Below are 18,025 nucleotides of genomic sequence, written 5' to 3' on the forward strand. Positions count from 1 at the left end.
CTGACAAGGAGATCAAAAGATGGCCTCACATCCCCTGCAGCGCTTGTTCGACTCGTCAGCTGACCTCGACAACGCGGTTGAGCTGACGCTGGCCGAAGGGATCACACTCGCCGAGGCGCTGCGCGAGGTGGATGCGCTGCTTAAGCAGCAACCGTCTGTGCAATCTGTACTGCTGATCGTCGGGCAGCAGCGGGCGGGAGTCACGAGCCGCACGCGCATCCAATGGCTTCGCGCAACGGACCTGCGAGGCACAGGCGACGCAGACAACGCCTCACCGCCGAGGGGTTCTTCCGGTTACGTCATGCTGTTTTTCCGTTGCGCCGTAGATGGCGTGAGAACATATCGCGTGCACCTGGACGGGGGCGCTGCACCCCAATGCCCCAACGGACATGGCCCGATGGAGCTTGACCGATGAAGCTCGACGGCTTGGCCGCCACCCAAGATGGCGCGTTTTCAGGTCGCTTCTTCCTGGTCAGCTACCTGCCGACCAGTGCGTTAGCGCTGTTCGTCATCGTTCTGGTGTGGGCCGGCGCCCCCAGCGAGAAAGTCAACTTCGCGCAGGCCTGGACCGTCGCCGCCGCCCTCAAACCGGGCCAGTTGGTCCTGCTGGGGTTGGGTCTGCTGCTGGCCGCCTTGCTGCTGCATCCGTTCCAGCCGCTCATGGTGGGAATACTGGCTGGCCGGTGGCCGTCGTGGCTCGGCCCGCTGGCACGGCTTTCGGGTCGGCTGCAGACACGCCGCTACCGGCGGCTGGCCAAGCGCGCGGAGCTGCCCGACGACCCACAGCAGATCAGCGACGCGCAACTGCAGGAGCTGGGCGTAGCGGGTGCCACACTTCGGCAGCGTTATCCACGCGCCGACCGTATACAGGCCACCGCACTTGGCAACGCCCTCGCGGCCGCTTGGGACGCACAGCGCTACGGCTGGGACACCGCCACGGCCTGGCCACGCCTTTACCCGATACTGAGCGAGCCGGTAAAGATTCTCGTCAACGATGACCGCAATCTGATGGACACAGCCGCGCGGGTATCGATGACCGCCGCGGCGGCGTCCGTGCTGTCAGGGCTGCTACTGGCCAGATCGGGCTGGTGGCTGCTGTTGACGCTGGTCCCGCTGACGCTGGCACGGCTGGCCTATCTGGCCGCCGTGCGCGCGGCGGTGATGTCGGGACAGGCGATCCAGGTCGCCTTTGATCTTCACCGCTTCGATCTCATGACTGCTTTGCACCTGCCGATGCCCGACAGCGACGTGCAGGAGCACGAGATTGCCCGTGCCTGGTGCGACTGGTGGCGGCAAGGGCTGGCGCCGCAGACGGGTTACCAGCACCCGCAATGAGACGCGAATCCTTCGCGAGCGCATGATCCACTGCTCTACGGCGGCCAGTTCGTTGCGATGCCGATGCGCCAGTCAGCTTGGATGGATCTGAATTTCAAGGGCGCCGGTGGAGGAACCAGGCATCACTGCGCGTCAATGCCAATGCCAATGCCCACGTATCGGCCTCCTGGTGGGTAGCGGCCGCCTTGTGCTGAAGCGCGAGGTCCCACGCCGCGTCGCCTAGCGTAGGTTGCCGGCGCACCACGAGCTGCAGCATCGTGCCCCAGTTAGCCACGAGTTCGGCTCCCCACTGCTGATGCCATTGCCACAGCACCGCACCAAGCTGAAGCTGATCGGCATCGAACAGGGTGGTCCAGACCGGTGCCATATGAGGCAGCGGAGTGGGGAGAAGCCATAGGTCTGCCTGACTCGGCTGGTACCACCACTGGGTGCCTACGTACCCGTCGGCCACCTGGTGCGCCTGCGCGAGCAGGCCTGGATCGGTGAGAATCCGTTCGAAGATCCACCGGTTGAGAGTTTCGAGCGTAGGCGCTTCAAGCTGCTGGCCCGCTGCGGTGAGGAGGTCAGCGCCGTGGAAGTCCGGCGTCCATAGGGCTACTTCGTCGTCATCGAGCTCGACGTCTTCCCGGTCTAGGCGGAAGTCGCCGTACCAGGGATTCAGCGATCGAGCCGCTGTATCGAAGTCCGCGAGCGTTTCGGCAGAGATATCACGCGTGTGGTCCCATGCGCCGCCTACACGGCACAGCGGCCATCGGCCGTGCAGTGGCACGGTGTCGCGGGCGGCCTGCCATGCGGGCAATATGTTCGCCGGGTCGATTCCCCTTACGGCAAAGCAGCCATTGTCTTCTGCTTCAACGCGAAGGCCTGCCAGCGGCGAGTGAGCGAAAACCGCCGCGATCTCATTCGGGTCACTGATCACGCTGGGATCCAATCACGCCGCCAGGCCTCGTGGTTGCCCACGATGTGTGCGCTCGTCATCGTCCCTGCTAGTACCACGTGTGCGCGTGACGAAGTTGATTTGAGCACACCATGACCGGCCATATGAGCCGGGCGGAGCGCGACCCGGTGCGGACGTAGTCGACGGCGGCCGCGTGGCAGGCGAACTCCACCGCCGCGGTGTGGCCGGCCTTGATAGCAACGCATGCCGGACGCGGAGATGCTCCACAGTGGACGGTGACTATTTCGGCGAGAAATACGCAATCGCGCCTGGCTGACGGCGTATTTGCTTAGGCTACCGATGGAGGCGAAACCTGACCTGGACGGCGCCCACCGTTAGGAGGAGCGATGGAAGCCCCACCCACGGTGCCGGTCGGCAGCATCGTCGCCTTCGCGGGCGGGCTCGACGAGCCGTGGCTGGAAAGCCAGGGCTGGCTCTACTGCGATGGGACAGTGCTGGAACAGGCGCAGTATGCCGCGCTGTATTCGGTGATCGGCGGTAACTATGGCGCCGGCGACGGCACGTTCTTCCTGCCCGATCTGCGGGGCAGGTTCACCCGTGGGGCCGACCTCGGCGCGGGCCGCGACCCGTACGCGCAGACGCGGGGCGCCTGCCAGAACGGCGGCCAGTCCGGCGACAGTCCCGGCTCGTTGCAGGGTTCCCACACTGCGGTGCCCGCCAATCCGTTCCTCCCCTTCGACGCCGACGACCATTTGCACATTGTGCCGCACGTGCCATACAGCGCTATCGGGCTGGCGGCCGCCGGAAGCCACTACGCGTTGTGGTCCGACAGCTCCGCGCAGACCGACACGGCAGCCGACCACACCCACAACGTGACAGGCGGCGACGACGAGTCGCGCCCTGTCAACAAGTACGTGTATTTCCTCATCAAATTCGAGGACGGCGGCGATGACTGAGGCGCGCCAGGGCCGGCCGGCCGGGGTGATGGGCAACGACGACGTCTCGATCGGCATGATCGTCGGGTTCGGCGGTGTCATCACCGACGGCACCCAGGTCCCGGACGGATGGCTGCTTTGCGACGGCAGCGCCATTTCCCGTACCACATATAGCTATCTTTTCGGGGTTATCGGCGTCGCACACGGCGGCGGTGACGGCTCGCAGACGTTCAACCTTCCCGACTATCGCGGGCAGTTCCAGCGCGGGGTCGACGACGGCACCGGACGCGACCCCGATACGGCCAGCCGCACGGCCGCCAACCCTGGCGGCGCCACCGGCGACGCCGTCGGCTCCGTGCAGGGCAAGGCGACCGCGCTGCCGCAATACCGCATCACCACCGACAGCCAGGGTAGCCACCAGCACATGGTGGCGAACGTGCCCGTCGACTATTCGCGCCCCGACACACCGGGGAGTCACTACGCCCAATGGAACGGCAGCGCCCAAAGGACCGGCAGCGCAGGGGGTCACGGCCACACCATTTCCGGCGGCGACGCCGACACCTGCCCGGTCAACATCTACCTCAATTATCTGATCTTCTACGGTTCGACGTCCTGAGAGGAACTTGCGGTGACATCCCTGGATTCCAGCAAACCTGTGGTGCCGGTGGGTGACCTCGTCATCGGCACCGTGGTGCCTTTCAGCGGGCCGATTGGAAGCCTGCTGGAGGACCTCGGATGGTTCTACTGCGACGGGCGGGCTATGAGCATCAACGACTACACGGACCTGTTCGAGGTGATAGGCAAGGCGCACGGCGGCGATAGCCAGACCTTCAACCTGCCCGACTATCGCGGATATCTGCTGCGCGGCGTCGACGACGGCACCGGACGCGACCCCGACGCGGGCAGCCGCAAACAGCCCAATCCTGGCGGCGCCACCGGCGACGCCGTCGGCTCGATGCAAGGCCACGCGACCGCCCTGCCCACCGCAGGCAGGTTCACGGTGAGCGAAAACGGCTCGCACAGCCATACGGTGCCAAACATCCCGACCACTTCGTCGGCGACGGCCGTGGCAGGGTCGTACCGTTCCATCTGGAACAGCGGCAGCGTGGCCACCGCCGACGCCGGCGAGCACTACCATCAGATACTTCAGGGCGGCGACGCCGAAACCCGCCCCGGCAACGCATACGTCAACTACATCATTCGCGCCCGCACCTGAAACGACACAGCTTCGTGCCAAGTGGAAACCGGTGTGCCCTAGGCAAACCCGGTTGGCTATGTGGGCAGCTCTACGGGTCGCGCCGCACTTTATCTGCAGCTGGCTGCCACGCCTGTGATATTGGTCCGAACGCCAGTGGGACCGAATGTCGTACCGCTGTGGTGGGCTGACGCGCAGAGGTGCTGAGGGTCATTTGATTGACCTCGACCTTGGTTGAGGTTTTACAGTCTTGGCTCACGGCAGTGGAGGTCGGCAATGAGCATGGAAATGGCCGCGTGGAATTCGCTTTATCACGCGATGAACGCTCATGAGGAACGCAGGCCGTTCTCGCGGGTGACGTTGCGGCGCATCCTGGGCTTCGCCGCGCCGCATCGGGGCAGGCTGACCGGTTTCCTGGCGCTGAGCGTCGTCGGCGCGGTGCTGGCGGTGGCGACGCCGGTGCTGGCCGGCCGGGTGATCGACGCGATCTTCAGCGGTGGTTCGGCTGATCTGGTGGTGACGCTGGCGATCGCGATCGCGGTGCTGGCCGTCGCCGAGGCCGGGCTCGGGCTGCTGGCCCGTTGGCTGTCGGCGACCATTGGCGAGGGGCTGATCCTCGACCTGCGCACCGCTGTGTTCGACCATGTGCAGCAGATGCCGGTGGCGTTCTTCACCCGTACCCGCACGGGCGCACTGGTCAGCCGGTTGAACAATGATGTGATCGGTGCCCAGCGGGCCTTCAGCGACACCCTGTCAGGAGTGGTGGGCAATCTAGTCACTCTGCTGCTGACCTTGGTCGTCATGATCCAGCTGTCGTGGCAGATCACCTTGCTGGCGCTGGTTTTGCTGCCCGTGTTCGTGTTACCTGCGCGGCGGATGGGCAACAAACTCGCCCGCCTCGAACGTGAGGCGGCCAATCACAATTCGACGATGAGCACCAACATGACCGAGCGTTTCTCCGCGCCGGGCGCCACGCTGATCAAGCTTTTCGGGCAGCCCGAGCGCGAGTCGGCGGAGTTCGCGGCGCGGGCGTCGCGGGTGCGTGACATCGGCGTGCGGACAGCGATGGTGCAATGGGTCTTCGTCACCGCGCTCACCCTGGTGTCGGCGCTGGCGCTGGCCCTGGTCTACGGACTGGGCGGGGTGTTCGCGCTGCGGGGCAGCCTGGAGCCGGGCTCGGTGGTGGCGCTCGCGCTGCTGCTGGCCAGGCTCTACGCCCCGCTGACCGCACTGGCCAGCGCCCGGGTGGAGGTGATGAGCGCCTTGGTGAGTTTCGAGCGCGTGTTCGAGATTCTCGACCTCAAGCCGCTGATCCAGCAGCCGGCCGAGCCGAAGAAGGTGCCAGACGGGCCGGTGTCGGTGCAGTTCGACGGGGTGGGGTTTGCCTATCCGACGGCGGAGAAGGTCTCGCTGGCCTCGCTGGAGGAGGTCGCGCAGCTCGATACCCGGGGCGGAGTGCCGGTGCTGCATGACATTTCGTTCACCGCAGAAGCCGGGCAGTTGGTGGCGCTCGTCGGTTCCTCGGGCGCTGGCAAGTCGACCATCGCGCAGTTGCTGCCCCGGCTCTACGACACCGACAGCGGCACCGTGCGGCTGTCCGGAGTGGACGTACGCGACCTGCCACAGGCCGATCTGCGCAGCACCCTGGGCATGGTGACCCAGGACGGTCATCTGTTCCACGAGTCGGTGCGGTCCAACCTGCTGCTGGCCCGGCCCGACGCCACCCAAGACGAGCTATGGGATGTGCTGCGCCGGGCGCGGCTGGCCGATCTGATCGCCGAGATGCCCGACGGGCTCGACACAGTGGTGGGGGAGCGTGGTTACCGGCTGTCCGGCGGCGAGCGGCAGCGGCTCACCATCGCCCGGGTGCTGCTGTCGCGCCCACGGGTGGTAATCCTCGACGAGGCCACCGCCCACCTCGACTCCACTTCCGAAGTAGCGGTGCAGGAGGCGCTGGCCGAGGCGTTGGTGGGCCGCACCTGCGTGGTGATCGCCCACCGGCTCTCCACCATCCGTGCCGCCGACCAAATCCTGGTCATCGAAGCAGGCCGGGTGGTGGAGCGAGGCACCCATCCCGACCTGCTTGCCGCCGGCGGGCGCTACACCCAGCTGTACCGAACACAGTTCGACCAGCCGGCCAATCAATCCCTGGCCGCCACCCACTAGCCAGTCCATCGGACAGTCCAGACAGGCCAATTCCCGTTGCACACGCCGATGCCCCATGTCAGGTTCTCCGCGGCCAGACGCATGACACGCTGGCGGAGCCGTTCGCGATTGGTGGTGTGGGTCTGGTTTAGCGTTCGGTGATCCAGGAGCTGGCCAGCCGCGAAGCCAGTGCGATGGCTGCCTCCTTGGACATGCCGGAGTAGGTCTCCAGCGATCCGCCCACATTTAGCCACCACAGACCCCTGCCGAGATCATGGAATGCCAGATGCCGCCCGTCTTCGCCAATGGGCTTGTTGCCTAGCAGCAGGCAAAGAGAGCCGTGGCTGACCCACGGCCTCAGTCGGCGCAGAACAGGGTCCTCGCTAATTGGGATGGCGATATCTTGTAGATAGTCGAACCCTTGAGACAGCATGAAGTTCCACTGCTCGGCAATGGCTTCTTCTTCGGTGCCGACATGGATACACGTTTGGCTATCGGCCAGCGCTGATCCATCGGCCCCGTCCTGCCACGCCATCACCACTTTCGCGACGACGTTCAGGTCAGTCGTGCAGCCCCATGCGCTCAGACCGTCATGACCCCAGATAAGGATCTTCACCGCCGGCTCAGAGCAATGGAGAGCAAGGTCAAGGTGGCCGTGCTTATCGAGGACCGAAGCATCGACGTTGCCTAGCCGGTTGGAAGTTGCTATTAGCCCGCCATACCAGCCGCGTTCACGATCGACTCCGCGTTGGACAAGCGCGGCGATAAGCCCTTCAGAGTCGGTCGGCCACATACGCGCATCGTCCTTCCGCTCGCACCGTTCATCGATTGGGATTCGGTTCGTGGTCGCCAAGCGACAGCTCATATTCCACGAGCACAGGATGCGGAGGAAAGGAGGTGGTGGACCGTGCTCCTGTGGGACGCCAGCCGAGTTTTCTGTAGAAGCTGATCGCCCGGTGGTTCTCCTCGAAGACGCGTAGCCGAACCAGGCTGTGCCCCGCGGCGGCCAGGTGCACCAGGATCTCGTCGTGGACCGCTACCGCCAGGCCGGTTCCCCACGTGTCCACGGCTGTACCGAAATGCAGCAGTTCGTTGCCGCGGGTGGCCGCGAATCCGCTGATGACGCCGGTGTGCTCGACAACGTAGACGTCGATATCCGGGTGGGCGATCTCAGCGATCCACCGTGCATGGATCTGGTCGCGCGGGAACGGATAGTCTTCTTGCGGAAAGATATGTCCGAGCCCACGCACCGCCCCGACGTGTTGAAGGTCGACCAGAGCATCCAGATCATGGAGACCGGCAAGTCGCAGCAGCATCGCTGGATCCTCATCCAATGCCTGCGCTGAACGCAATCGAATAGATGCCGCCGCGATCGGTGTGGGACACCGCGATTGGCGCCATCCTCGCCCTGACGGTTCCGGTCACGGCCACGGCACCATCCGAAGAGGTGCCCACAGCCAGCTGAAGACACCAGCGCGGTGTGGCCAGGTACTCACCGGAAGGTACATCGGCTGGTCGGCTCACCTTCGCCGGCGTCCCAGTGATCGGGAATGATCCGGCGCGACACCCGCAGGGTCGTTACTGTCCTGCCGCATGAGCCGTTGCCTCCTTCCTCCACCAGTCGTCGCCTGAGCGCGAGCGACACCTGCTGAGCTTGCCGGGCTGCATTAAGCCCGGCCGGTGAGTCGTTCGCACAGCCGTATCCGGCCCGACGACTTTCCACAATGGAGCTAAAGGATGCACAAAGCACTTCAGGGCGCTGTCTATGTGGCAGTGGCCGCGATCGCCTGGGGCATGGGCGGTGTGGTGGCCTCGGTCCTCTATCGCACAAGCGGAATCGGCCCACTCGCGGTTTCGTTCTGGCGGGCGGCGTTCGGCATCGCCGTGTTAGCGATCGTCCAAAGCGCACGGCGCAAGAGCGTTCGGCAGAATCACAAGGTCATCGTCGTGATCGGGATCGGCTTGGCGGTCTATCAGTCCGCGTACTACCTCAGCATCGCGCAGGCAGGTGTGGCCGTCGGCACCGTCGCGACCCTCGGCGCCTGCCCGGTGATGGTCGCCCTGGGCGGACGGCTCTTTCTGCGTGAACGCCTCGCTGCGCGTACGGTTCTGGCCATCGGGATCGCCGTCGCGGGTCTCGCTCTGCTGGTCAGCGGAGGAGCTGTGGGTCCGCATCCGGTCGCCGGGTTGCTCTGGGCGCTCGGGTCCGCCGCGGGCTATGCGACGGTCACTCTCGTAGCTCGCGAATACGCGTACCACATTGGACAAGACGACATAGCAACAACGCTGAAAACGTTCGCTGTCGCAGCCGTCTGTCTGCTGCCCTTCGCCGTGGCCGAGGGTATCTTCCCGACCGCGCACGCCGAAATGGCTTTTGTCTGGCTATTGTTTTTGGGAATCGTGCCTACCGCCGTTGCTTACACCCTGTTCTTTGTGGGTTTGAGGACCGTGACCGCCTCCGTGGCTGCGATCTTGGTGCTGCTGGAGCCGGTGAGCGCGCTGGCAATGGCGGTCGGGTTGCTGGGCGAGCGGCTGACGCTATCAGCGATCCTAGGCACCGCGCTGTTGCTGGCGGCGGTAGTCACGACGATACGCGGCAGCCAGATGCGGCGAATTCAAAGACCCGCACCCCATCCCGGCTGATGCTGGGTCAATCGAGGCGTAGCAGATCCATGCCCGCCAACGGGGAACGATGGCGGCGGGCCAGACCGAGCCCTACCTTGGACGCTCAGGGGTATTCCGGACATCAGCGATATCGCTGGCCAACTCAACCTTTTGCGCGGTTGCTGGAACTCACTCGCGAAGCCGATCTGGCCGGTTTGCGAGGGAAGTAAGGCGAATCGGTCCAAGGCTGGCAGGTCTGCGCGATGCCGCAGTTCCGCGCGAGTCGAAGTATGTGATCTACTACTGGCCGGGACGCTCGAAGGCGCGAGTCCTGGTCGAAGAACGATTGGGCGGCTCGGAGCGGTTCGACGGCAAGATGCGCTGCCCGATAAAGAAACTTGCTTCTCGGGCGGTGTGTTCAGGTGGGCTTGTTCGTCGAGGTCCGAAAGCGCGTGTGGCATCGCATGAACTGGCCACTGCGTGCGATCCGGTGCGACACGGCGGTCTGCCGGTGAGCGGGCAGGTGCGTCTGGCGGTCCTGGGGTCGATTCGCGGCTGGCGCAACGGGGTCGAGTTTGCGCTTCGCCCGCCACAGGCACGCGCGGTGCTGGCGGTCCTGCTGGCCCGGGTTGGCCGGCCGGTCAGTGTGACGGACATGTTGGACGTCGTGTGGGGTCCGCAGGCGCCAGATGCTGCAGCGAACGCCGTTCATGTCCACGTGCGGACGCTTCGCCGGTTGCTGGAACCCGAGCTGGTGGCTCGTGACGGCGGCGAGTGGCTCCTGCGCGGCAGCGGTGGATACCAGATCGACGGCACTCACGGCGTGATCGACCTGCTGGAGTTCCGCGGGCTGATCGATCAGGCAAGGTCGGCTCAGGACACCGCATCCGTGGTGACAAGCTATCGGTCCGCGCTGAAGCTGTGGACGGGCCCGATCGCCGGCAACATTGACGCCACGGTCCGTTCGCATCCGCTGTTCCAGGAGGTCGAACGCGAATGTATGGAGGCGGCACGCACCGCCGCTGACGCAGCGCTGGCTGCGGGGCAGGCCACCGCCATGTTGCAAGCCATCCACACCATCGCCGAACGTGACATCCTCGACGAGTCGATGCAGGCCAGGCTGGTCTTGCTGCTTGCCGCGGCGGGCCGCCAGGCGCAGGCCCTGGAAAGGTTCGAGCTGGTCCGCCGGACATTGGCCGACGAACTGGGGGTCGACCCAGGCGAGGAGTTGACTGCCGCCCATCGCGAGGTGCTGCGCCCGGCAGCGGTCATACCGCTGACGTCGACGGGACAGGCGAGCGCGGCCGCGGGACCCGCGCAGCTGCCACCCGATCTGCCGACGTTCACCGGCCGCGTCGCCGAGCTTGCCGCTGCGGCGGCGCTTAAGCCCGACGGAGGCGCCGTGTGGCCGCTGATCACCGTGGTCGGCATGGCCGGTGTGGGCAAGACCGCGCTGGCGGTGCGCCTGGCCCATGAGGTGGCTGACCGCTATCCCGACGGCCAGCTGTTCGTCAACCTGCGCGGCTTCGACCCCGGCAGCGCGCCAACCGACCCGGCCGACGCGCTGCACGGGTTCCTCGAAGCGTTCGGGATCACTGCGGCGAAGGTGCCGCGCACGCTCGACGGGATGGTTACCTCGTACCGCAGCCTGCTGGCTGGGCGGCGGGTCCTAGTTGTCCTCGACAACGCCCGCGACGCCGAGCAGGTCCGTCCACTTCTGCCCGGCAGCCGCGGCTGTCTGACTGTCGTCACCAGCCGGACCACGCTGTCAGGCCTGGCGGTGACCAACGGTGCGCATCCGCTGCCGCTGCAAGCGTTGTCCACACAGGACGCCCTCGACCTGCTGGCCCACCGACTCGGCCGCGAGCGGGTCGACGCGCAGGCGCAGGCAGCAACCGCGATCATCCGGTACTGCGGCGGCCTGCCGCTGGCCCTGGCCGTCGTCGCTGCGGCGGCTGCCACTGACCCGGCGCTGAGCCTGGAGGCGATCGCCGCCGACCTTGCGGCCACGCACGGTCGCCTCGACGCGTTCGCCGCCACCGAAGCGGTGACCGACGTGCGCGCGGTGTTCTCCTGGTCGTATCAGGCCCTCAGCGCTGAGGCCGCCCGGCTGTTGCGGCTTCTGGGCACGGCGCGGGTCGGACCGGACATCGGCGTTGCTGCGGCGGCAAGCCTGGCCGGGGTGCCGCTCGCGCAGGTTCGCCCGCTGCTGTCTGAGTTGCTCCAGGCCAGCCTCGTCAGCCGGTCCGCGGTGGATCGGTACGTCTTGCACGACCTGATCGCAGCGTTCGCCGCCGAGACTGCCACTGGCGACGGCGAACGTCAGGCGGCCCTGCACCGGTTGCTCGACTACTACCGCCTCACCGCGCTGGCCGCCGAGCGCCTCTACCTGCCCGTCCGAGAACCGATCCAGCCGGACCTGCCCGCGCCACCGGTCGAAGGCCCCACCGACCGCGATGCGGCCGAGGCGTGGTTGACCGCGGAACGGCTCACCCTCCTGGACGCGGTACGCCAAGCGGCGGCATTGGGGATGGCCGACCACGCCTGGCACATCGCATGGAGCACCGCCCCTTTCCTGCACCTCACCGGGCAGTGGGACGACATGCGCACCGGCCTGCAGCTGGCGCTGGCGGCCTGCTCGGACACGGCGGACGCCCAGACGGTGGCAAACATCTGCGTGGATTTGGGCATCGTCACGACTGAGCTGGGTCTGCATGAGGAGGCCCAGACGCATCTCGTGCGTGCCGGTGAGATCTTCGGCACGCTCGGCGATCGCAGGAATCAGGGCAGGGTCTCCCGGCAGATGGCGTACCTGTGCGTGCAACGCGACAGCCTCGCCGAGGCGCTGGCGCATACCGCCGACGCGCTGGCGCATACCATCGCCGCCGGGTACCGGGCCGGCGAAGCTTCGGCATTGAACTTTGCCGCCTGGATCCACGTGCTTGCCGGCGAACCCGCGCTGGCCATCGACAACGGCGAGCGTGCGATAGCGATCTTCCAGGAGGTCGGCAACGAGCCTGGCGTCGCCAGCTCCTGGGACACGCTGGGTCATGCGCACCACAAGCTCGGCGACTTCGCGCGCGCTGAGGACTGCTATTTGGCTGCGCTGTCCCTGCGCCGCAAGCAACGAAGCCGCGTCTTCGAGGCGGATATCCTGCACCGCCTCGGCGACAACCACCTTGCCGCAGGCGCATCCGACAAGGCGCGGGAGCATTGGAAGCAAGCCCTCGTCATCATGGAGGAGATGGGCGGCCCCGGCGTTGAGGAGCTGCGGCGCAAGGTCGCCTCCAGCGCGGCCGCTCAGGCCGATCACGTCACCGTGCACCGCCGCTGAGGCGCTAGCCCGTCACCCCGCGTCGCGCTGTGGCGGGCGCGTGGCTTCCTGCCGTTCAGATTTCATTCAGACCTCGCCATCCGTCGTGTCCATACCGTGGTGCCACACCGAGATCCGTGGCCGCGGCCACGGGCACCGACGGAAGGAAACCCATGGCACACCACACATCGCGCGGCGAATACCGCCGCCGAACCTTGCTCACCGGCGCGCTCGGCGCCACGGCGGCCGTGCTCACGCCGACGCTGTTCACCTCGGCCGCCTCCGCCTCGGTCGCACCGACCTCGACCGCGCAAGCACGTCCGACCGTGGTGCTGGTCCACGGGGCGTTCGCCGACGCCTCCGGGTGGGGCGATGTCATCCAGGCGCTGCGCCGCGACGGCTACCCGGTGCTGGCGCCGGCCAACCCGATCCGCGGCGTCGCGTCCGATTCCGCGTACCTGGCATCGATCCTGCACACCATCACGGGGCCGATCGTCCTGGTCGGACACTCATACGGCGGGGTGGTCATCACCAATGCCGCCACCGGCAACCCGAACGTCAAGGCGCTGGTCTACATCGCAGCGTTCGCCCCAGACGAGGGCGAAACGGTGTTCGGGCTGCAGACGATGTTCCCCGGCTCCAAGCTCAGCGAAGCAGCGCTGGACTTCCGGCCGTACTCGTTGCCTGGCGGCGCCGCCGGAGTTGACGGGTACGTCAAGAAGGACGCGTTCCGTGAGGTCTTCGCCGGCGACCTGCCCCGGGCGACCACCGACCTGATGTGGGCCACCCAGCGTCCGGGCGATACGAACACCCTGCAGCAGGTTTCCGGCCCACCGGCGTGGAAGACGATTCCGTCGCACTACCTGGTGGCCCGCAACGACAACCTCATTCCCGCCGCCGCCCAGCGCTTCATGGCCACCCGTGCGGGCGCCCGAACGGTCGAGGTCAATGCCTCCCATGTCGCCATGATGTCCCGCCCCGACCTGACCACAGACCTCATCAGGCGCGCCGCGCGCTGAAAGGAGCAGCTCCGATGGGCTACGTCACCACCGAGGACGACACGCAGATCTTCTACAAGGACTGGGGTACGGGCCGTCCGGTCGTGCTGTCGCACGGCTGGCCGCTCAACGCCGACAGCTGGGAGGCGCAGGCACTTTTCCTTGCCGCCAACGGCTACCGGGTCATCGCCCACGATCGGCGCGGGCACGGCCGTTCGACGCAAACCTGGCACGGCAACGACATGGACACTTACGCCGACGACCTCGCCACCCTCATTAACACGCTGGACCTTAGCGACGCCACCCTCGTCGGGTTCTCCACCGGCGGCGGCGAGGTCGCCCGCTACATCGGCCGGCACGGCACCGGCCGCGTCGCGCAGGCCGTCCTGGTAGCCGCTGTGCCGCCGTACATGCTGCGCACCGCCGACAACCCCGGCGGCGTACCGGTCGAGGTGTTCGACGGTATCCGCGCAGGCTCCCTGGCCGACCGCTCCCAGCTGTACAAGGACCTCGCCGACGGGCCGTTCTTCGGCCACAACAGGCCGGGTGCCAACGTCTCACAGGGCATCCGCGACGCGTTCTGGCTGCAGTCGATGGCATCAGGGCACCGCAACGCCTACGAATGCATCGCCGCGTTCTCCGCCACCGACTTTCGCGGCGACCTGGCCCGATTCGATGTCCCGACATTGATAATCCACGGCGACGACGATCAGGTCGTGCCTTTCGAGGTCGGCGGCAAGACCTCCGCGGCGCTCATCAAAGGCGCCGAGCTGATCGTGTACCCCGGAGCGCCGCACGGCATTACAGACACTCACAAGCAGCAGCTCGGCCACGACCTGCTCGCCTTCCTTAACACGTTCGGAGTCTGACCGTGACCGACAAACCCGACACCATCGTGCTCGTGCACGGCTTCTGGGTCACCCCCCGCAGCTGGGAACACTGGATCACCCACTACGAGCGCAAGGGCTTCCGCGTCCTCGCGCCCGGCTACCCAGGCTTCGACGTCGAGGTCGAGGCCCTCAACGCCAACCCCGACATCATCACCGCCGTCACCGTCCCGGCCATCATCGAACACCTCGAAGCGGTCATCCGCCCGCTGCCCAAACCGCCGATCATCATGGGTCACTCCGCCGGCGGCGCGTTCACCCAGATCCTGCTCGACCACGGCTACGGGGCCAGTGCGGTCGCGCTCAACTCCGCCCCGACCGAAGGCGTTCACGTCGTGCCGTTCTCCCAGGTGCGCTCGACGCTTCCGGTGCTGCGCTCGCCGGCGAACCGGCACAAGTCCATAGGGCTCACCTTGGAGGAGTGGAAGTACGCCTTCACCAACACGTTCAGCGATGAGGAGTCCCAGGCGCTTACGAGCGATACCACATCCCGGCCAACGGCGGCATCCTATGGGGCAGCGTCCTCGCCAACTTCCAACCCGGCCACCAGGACACCTGGGTGAACTACCGTAACGACCAACGAGCGCCACTGCTTTTCATCTCTGGCAGCGAAGACCACATCATGCCCCCAGCGGTGCAGCGCTCCAACGTCAAGCACTACAAGTCGAGCACTGTCACCGAACATGTCGAGTACGACGGCTACGCCCACCTGCTACCCGCGCAGAAGGGATGGGAGGACATCGCCGACTTCGCCCTCGACTGGGCCTTACGCCACGCCCGATGAACCTGAGGCGCATCACCCACATGGCGGCTCGTGCGAGGCCGGTGATGGCGCCATCTGTGCCGATGTAGCCAACTGACCATCGCCCACCAGGAGCCGTCCCGTCACTGTACAAAGCACATCCTGACGGGACGGCTCCGCTCGGCGGTCATTTCGTGCGGGCGCATCAAAGTCGCGCGCACCTCACGACAAGGAGAATGACGTGATCGATGTCGCCGCCCCCAGCCTCGGCAAGCCGCAGAGCCTGCGACACCGGCTGGCCCGTCAGCGTCGCATCAACCAGCTTCTGCAAGAGGCGATTCAGCCCACCCCCGGCCTGGTGACCAATCTGGGCGGGCTGAGGATCGCGGCGCGCTGCCACAGCGCCGACCCTCAGGTCCACATCGGAGGTGACTGGTACCTCGCCACACCGCTGCCTGACGGGGACCTGGTCCTTGCCGTCGGAGACGTTGAAGGCCGCGGCATGCGCACTGTCGAATCGATGGTCGGTCTGCGCTACACCGCAGCCTCCTACGCGGCCGCGGGCGAGCCCCCGGCAATGATCCTGTCGAGGTTGAACACCCTGCTGCGGCACGCCTCAGGCGCCATCTCAGCGTCCGCTGTCATAGTCAGATACCGGCCCAGCCTTGGCAGGCTGGTGTGGGCCCGGGCCGGGCATCCACCGATGCTGCTGTCGAACCACCGGCGCGTGGTCCAGCTACCCCATCCACGCGGCCCCCTACTGGGCATGTTCACCCATCCGCCGTACGAACAGCACTCGCGTCACTTGCGCATAGGCGAATCAATCATGCTTTACACCGACGGCATGATCGGGCGGGGGACCCTCGAAGAGGGCGTCCGCCAGCTTGCCGATCGCCTCGTCGGCGTCCACGATCCCGCAGCTCTGCTCGAACAGCTCGACTTCCACGCCGCCCCTGGACACGACGCCTGCGCCCTCATCGCCCGACGCACCGACTAAACCCCCGCCGCGTAACTACTGGCGGGCTCGCGGTGAGGTTGGCAAACCGGCCATCGCGTACCCTGACCGCCCGGCTCACAAGCATGAATCGCACGGGTGTCCCCCCGGGTGCTGGCCGATCCAGTGCGTATGTGGACTGTGCGATGTGGATATCGGCGTTTCTCAGGCGGTTGTTTACGTTGGTCGCGGAGGCAAGCCGGTATGGATGAGTGCGCGGCCGGTGGAGCGGCGGGCGAAGGTCGCGGGTGGGTGCGGCGCTTGCAGCAGAACAATTCCGGCTCATGGACGAGGATGTGTTCGCTGCGGCGTCCACCACGGTCTGGGCGTCATCGCCGCCAGGACCTTGTAGGACGTCGAGCTCGTCGTGGACACCGGCGCGCGCACCTTTGACGCCTACCCGAACGAATCGCTGGCCCTCAACGACTGGGGCTACACCGGCCGAACGAACGTCACCGACCTGTCGCTATCCCGGTTTCCAACCGCCGGCTCGATCACGACCACCTTGGACATCGACCACCTCAGCGTCATCTTGGGCTGAGCCCCCACATACCTACCGGAATCCCGGCCCGGCGGCCCGCTTCCCCGGGCCGCCATCACTTGACGGACGGCGCCGCGTTCGATCAATGATGATCGCCGTGGTCAGCAAGCTATCCGGATACCTCGCCCTGGTGCTACTCGCTAGCACAGCCTGTTCGGCGCCCGTAAAAAGCGCCAGCGTCGCCCACCGCTCTGGCTGAGGCAACGGCGTCGGGCGGAGACGGTGCCCGCAGGCACCACCCCGCCCAATCCCGGTCGGTACCGGGTCCGGGCGGGTCGTTCCGGGCCGTTGCCTGACATGACCCTGACACAATCTGGCCTATGGGAGTGGTGGTCTGTAGGCCAGATTTGTATTGGGGACAGGGCAAGCCGGGTGTCAGGCGCATTGGCGCGGGGCGTCGGAAGACACGACCGATCCATAACCGCCGTGTTGTGGTGGGGCTCGTAGCGGCTGTGCGCCTGGGATGCCCGAGGGAAGGTCGTGATCACCGTCTGACGACCGGACCGACGAGAACGACCCAACCCGGTGCGTGTGCACGCCCAGACCTGCCGCCAGCCCGGCGGACGAACCGCTCCTGTCGAAAGAAAGAACCGATGACCATCTCAACGAAAACCCCGAACCTGCTCGACAACCCGCCGGTCATCCGACCGTAACGAAGGAGTAAGAGATGAGCTCACCGGAGAACACCGCCACCACGCCAGCCCGCAGTTGGCTCGTTCGAGGCCGGCTCGTCGGTGCCGCGGCGATCGCGTTCGCGGTGTTGGTGGTGATCGAGAACGTGTTGTTTGCGGTAACGGGCGCGCCGGGCTACGACGCTCCGATCGAGGACGTGCTGGCCTACTACGCGGCCAACCGCGACGCGGTCGCGATCGTGTCCGGTCTGGTAGCCCTGTACCTGCCGCTGCTGCTCGTGTTCGTGACGGGCCTGCACGGCCTCGTGGAGCGGCGCGGCGGAGCGGGCGCCGACTGGTCGCGCCTTGCCTTGGCCGCTGGCGCGACGCTGTCGGCCATCTTCGTGCTTGTCAACGTCCTGCAGATCGGGCTCGCGCTGTCCGCCGGCGGGCTCGCCGAGCCGACGCCCGCGTTCGGGCTCGTCTGGCAGATTCACGGGGCGGCGTTCGCGCTGGCGCTGCCGATGCTCGGCACCACCTGCATCGGCACGGCCCTCGCCGCGCACGCGAGCGGGCTGACTCCGGCTTGGCAGCGGCTGCTGGGCATGGTGGGCGGGAGCCTGCTGCTCGCCGCGGGGCTGGGCAACCTCGCGATCGCCGACGGCTCGCCGCTGATCTTCGTCGGGCTCCTAGGGTTCGTCGCCTGGCTCGTCTGGCTGCTCGCGACCGGCGTGCGCCTCGTCCGGTCGTGACCGAGATGAGGGCGGTGCCGAGGTCGCGCACGCGGGCGAGGACTCCGTGGAGGGCGCCTGGGGATCTTTATACAA

At 66.6% G+C, this 18,025-nt stretch carries 18 protein-coding genes; 15 read left to right on the forward strand and 3 right to left on the reverse strand.

Annotation, left to right across the window (positions count from 1 at the left end; all coding sequences use genetic code 11):
* Positions 1–19: 19 nt before the first annotated feature.
* Together Rhe02_RS04220 and Rhe02_RS04225 are read left to right on the forward strand one after the other, a co-directional pair.
* The gene (locus Rhe02_RS04220) at positions 20–415 is read left to right on the forward strand and encodes a hypothetical protein (protein WP_203906720.1); all 396 of its coding nucleotides are present in this window, start codon (positions 20–22) and stop codon (positions 413–415) included.
* Complete coding sequence (locus tag Rhe02_RS04225) at positions 412–1,335, forward strand: hypothetical protein (RefSeq protein WP_203906721.1); 924 nt, start codon at positions 412–414, stop codon at positions 1,333–1,335. Before Rhe02_RS04220 ends, Rhe02_RS04225 begins: the two co-directional genes overlap by 4 nt.
* A gap of 94 nt (positions 1,336–1,429) precedes the next feature.
* On the opposite strand, the gene Rhe02_RS04230 is transcribed toward Rhe02_RS04225, so the two are convergent.
* Positions 1,430–2,254, reverse strand: a complete 825-nt coding sequence (locus Rhe02_RS04230; protein ID WP_203906722.1) for a hypothetical protein — start codon at positions 2,252–2,254, stop codon at positions 1,430–1,432.
* A 365-nt stretch (positions 2,255–2,619) separates the two neighbouring features.
* Between Rhe02_RS04230 and Rhe02_RS04235 the strand changes: the two genes are divergently transcribed.
* From Rhe02_RS04235 to Rhe02_RS04250, 4 genes are all read left to right on the forward strand, one after another.
* Positions 2,620–3,189 (forward strand): phage tail protein, encoded by a 570-nt coding sequence (locus Rhe02_RS04235; RefSeq protein WP_203906723.1) that lies wholly within the window; start codon positions 2,620–2,622, stop codon positions 3,187–3,189.
* The gene (locus tag Rhe02_RS04240; protein WP_203906724.1) at positions 3,182–3,784 is read left to right on the forward strand and encodes a phage tail protein; all 603 of its coding nucleotides are present in this window, start codon (positions 3,182–3,184) and stop codon (positions 3,782–3,784) included. Before Rhe02_RS04235 ends, Rhe02_RS04240 begins: the two co-directional genes overlap by 8 nt.
* Before the next feature lie 12 nt (positions 3,785–3,796).
* Positions 3,797–4,384, forward strand: coding sequence for a tail fiber protein (locus Rhe02_RS04245; RefSeq protein ID WP_203906725.1), 588 nt, complete (start codon positions 3,797–3,799; stop codon positions 4,382–4,384).
* 255 nt (positions 4,385–4,639) lie between these two features.
* Positions 4,640–6,529 carry an ABC transporter ATP-binding protein gene (locus Rhe02_RS04250; protein ID WP_203906726.1) on the forward strand — a complete coding sequence of 630 codons (1,890 nt, stop codon included), beginning with the start codon at positions 4,640–4,642 and terminating at the stop codon, positions 6,527–6,529.
* A gap of 127 nt (positions 6,530–6,656) precedes the next feature.
* On the opposite strand, the gene Rhe02_RS04255 is transcribed toward Rhe02_RS04250, so the two are convergent.
* Complete coding sequence (locus Rhe02_RS04255; protein ID WP_203906727.1) at positions 6,657–7,301, reverse strand: hypothetical protein; 645 nt, start codon at positions 7,299–7,301, stop codon at positions 6,657–6,659.
* 28 nt (positions 7,302–7,329) lie between these two features.
* Entirely contained in the window at positions 7,330–7,824 is a 495-nt protein-coding gene (locus Rhe02_RS04260) for a GNAT family N-acetyltransferase (protein ID WP_203906728.1), read from the reverse strand.
* A 421-nt stretch (positions 7,825–8,245) separates the two neighbouring features.
* Here Rhe02_RS04260 and Rhe02_RS04265 point away from each other — a divergent pair, with 421 nt between their 5' ends.
* From Rhe02_RS04265 to Rhe02_RS04300, 9 genes are all read left to right on the forward strand, one after another.
* A complete protein-coding gene (locus tag Rhe02_RS04265; RefSeq protein ID WP_275412023.1) occupies positions 8,246–9,151 on the forward strand; it encodes a DMT family transporter in 906 nt (301 codons plus the stop codon).
* A 415-nt stretch (positions 9,152–9,566) separates the two neighbouring features.
* Positions 9,567–12,446 carry an AfsR/SARP family transcriptional regulator gene (locus Rhe02_RS04270; RefSeq protein ID WP_203906730.1) on the forward strand — a complete coding sequence of 960 codons (2,880 nt, stop codon included), beginning with the start codon at positions 9,567–9,569 and terminating at the stop codon, positions 12,444–12,446.
* Positions 12,447–12,598: 152 nt separating this feature from the next.
* The gene (locus Rhe02_RS04275) at positions 12,599–13,444 is read left to right on the forward strand and encodes an alpha/beta fold hydrolase (RefSeq protein ID WP_203906731.1); all 846 of its coding nucleotides are present in this window, start codon (positions 12,599–12,601) and stop codon (positions 13,442–13,444) included.
* Between the two features lie 14 nt (positions 13,445–13,458).
* Positions 13,459–14,292, forward strand: coding sequence for an alpha/beta fold hydrolase (locus Rhe02_RS04280; protein ID WP_203906732.1), 834 nt, complete (start codon positions 13,459–13,461; stop codon positions 14,290–14,292).
* Between the two features lie 2 nt (positions 14,293–14,294).
* Positions 14,295–14,873: an alpha/beta hydrolase gene (locus Rhe02_RS04285; protein WP_239123340.1), complete on the forward strand. Its 579-nt coding sequence runs from the start codon at positions 14,295–14,297 to the stop codon at positions 14,871–14,873.
* A complete protein-coding gene (locus Rhe02_RS49615) occupies positions 14,870–15,094 on the forward strand; it encodes an alpha/beta fold hydrolase (RefSeq protein ID WP_239123342.1) in 225 nt (74 codons plus the stop codon). Before Rhe02_RS04285 ends, Rhe02_RS49615 begins: the two co-directional genes overlap by 4 nt.
* A 199-nt stretch (positions 15,095–15,293) precedes the next feature.
* A complete protein-coding gene (locus Rhe02_RS04290) occupies positions 15,294–16,049 on the forward strand; it encodes a PP2C family protein-serine/threonine phosphatase (RefSeq protein ID WP_203906733.1) in 756 nt (251 codons plus the stop codon).
* 364 nt (positions 16,050–16,413) lie between these two features.
* Positions 16,414–16,587: a hypothetical protein gene (locus Rhe02_RS04295; RefSeq protein WP_203906734.1), complete on the forward strand. Its 174-nt coding sequence runs from the start codon at positions 16,414–16,416 to the stop codon at positions 16,585–16,587.
* Positions 16,588–17,254: 667 nt separating this feature from the next.
* Positions 17,255–17,950: a DUF4386 family protein gene (locus Rhe02_RS04300; RefSeq protein ID WP_203906735.1), complete on the forward strand. Its 696-nt coding sequence runs from the start codon at positions 17,255–17,257 to the stop codon at positions 17,948–17,950.
* The last annotated feature ends 75 nt before the right edge of the window (positions 17,951–18,025 follow it).

Origin of the sequence: Rhizocola hellebori, from assembly GCF_016862955.1 — a bacterium.
GTDB classification, from domain to species: Bacteria; Actinomycetota; Actinomycetes; order Mycobacteriales; family Micromonosporaceae; genus Rhizocola; species Rhizocola hellebori.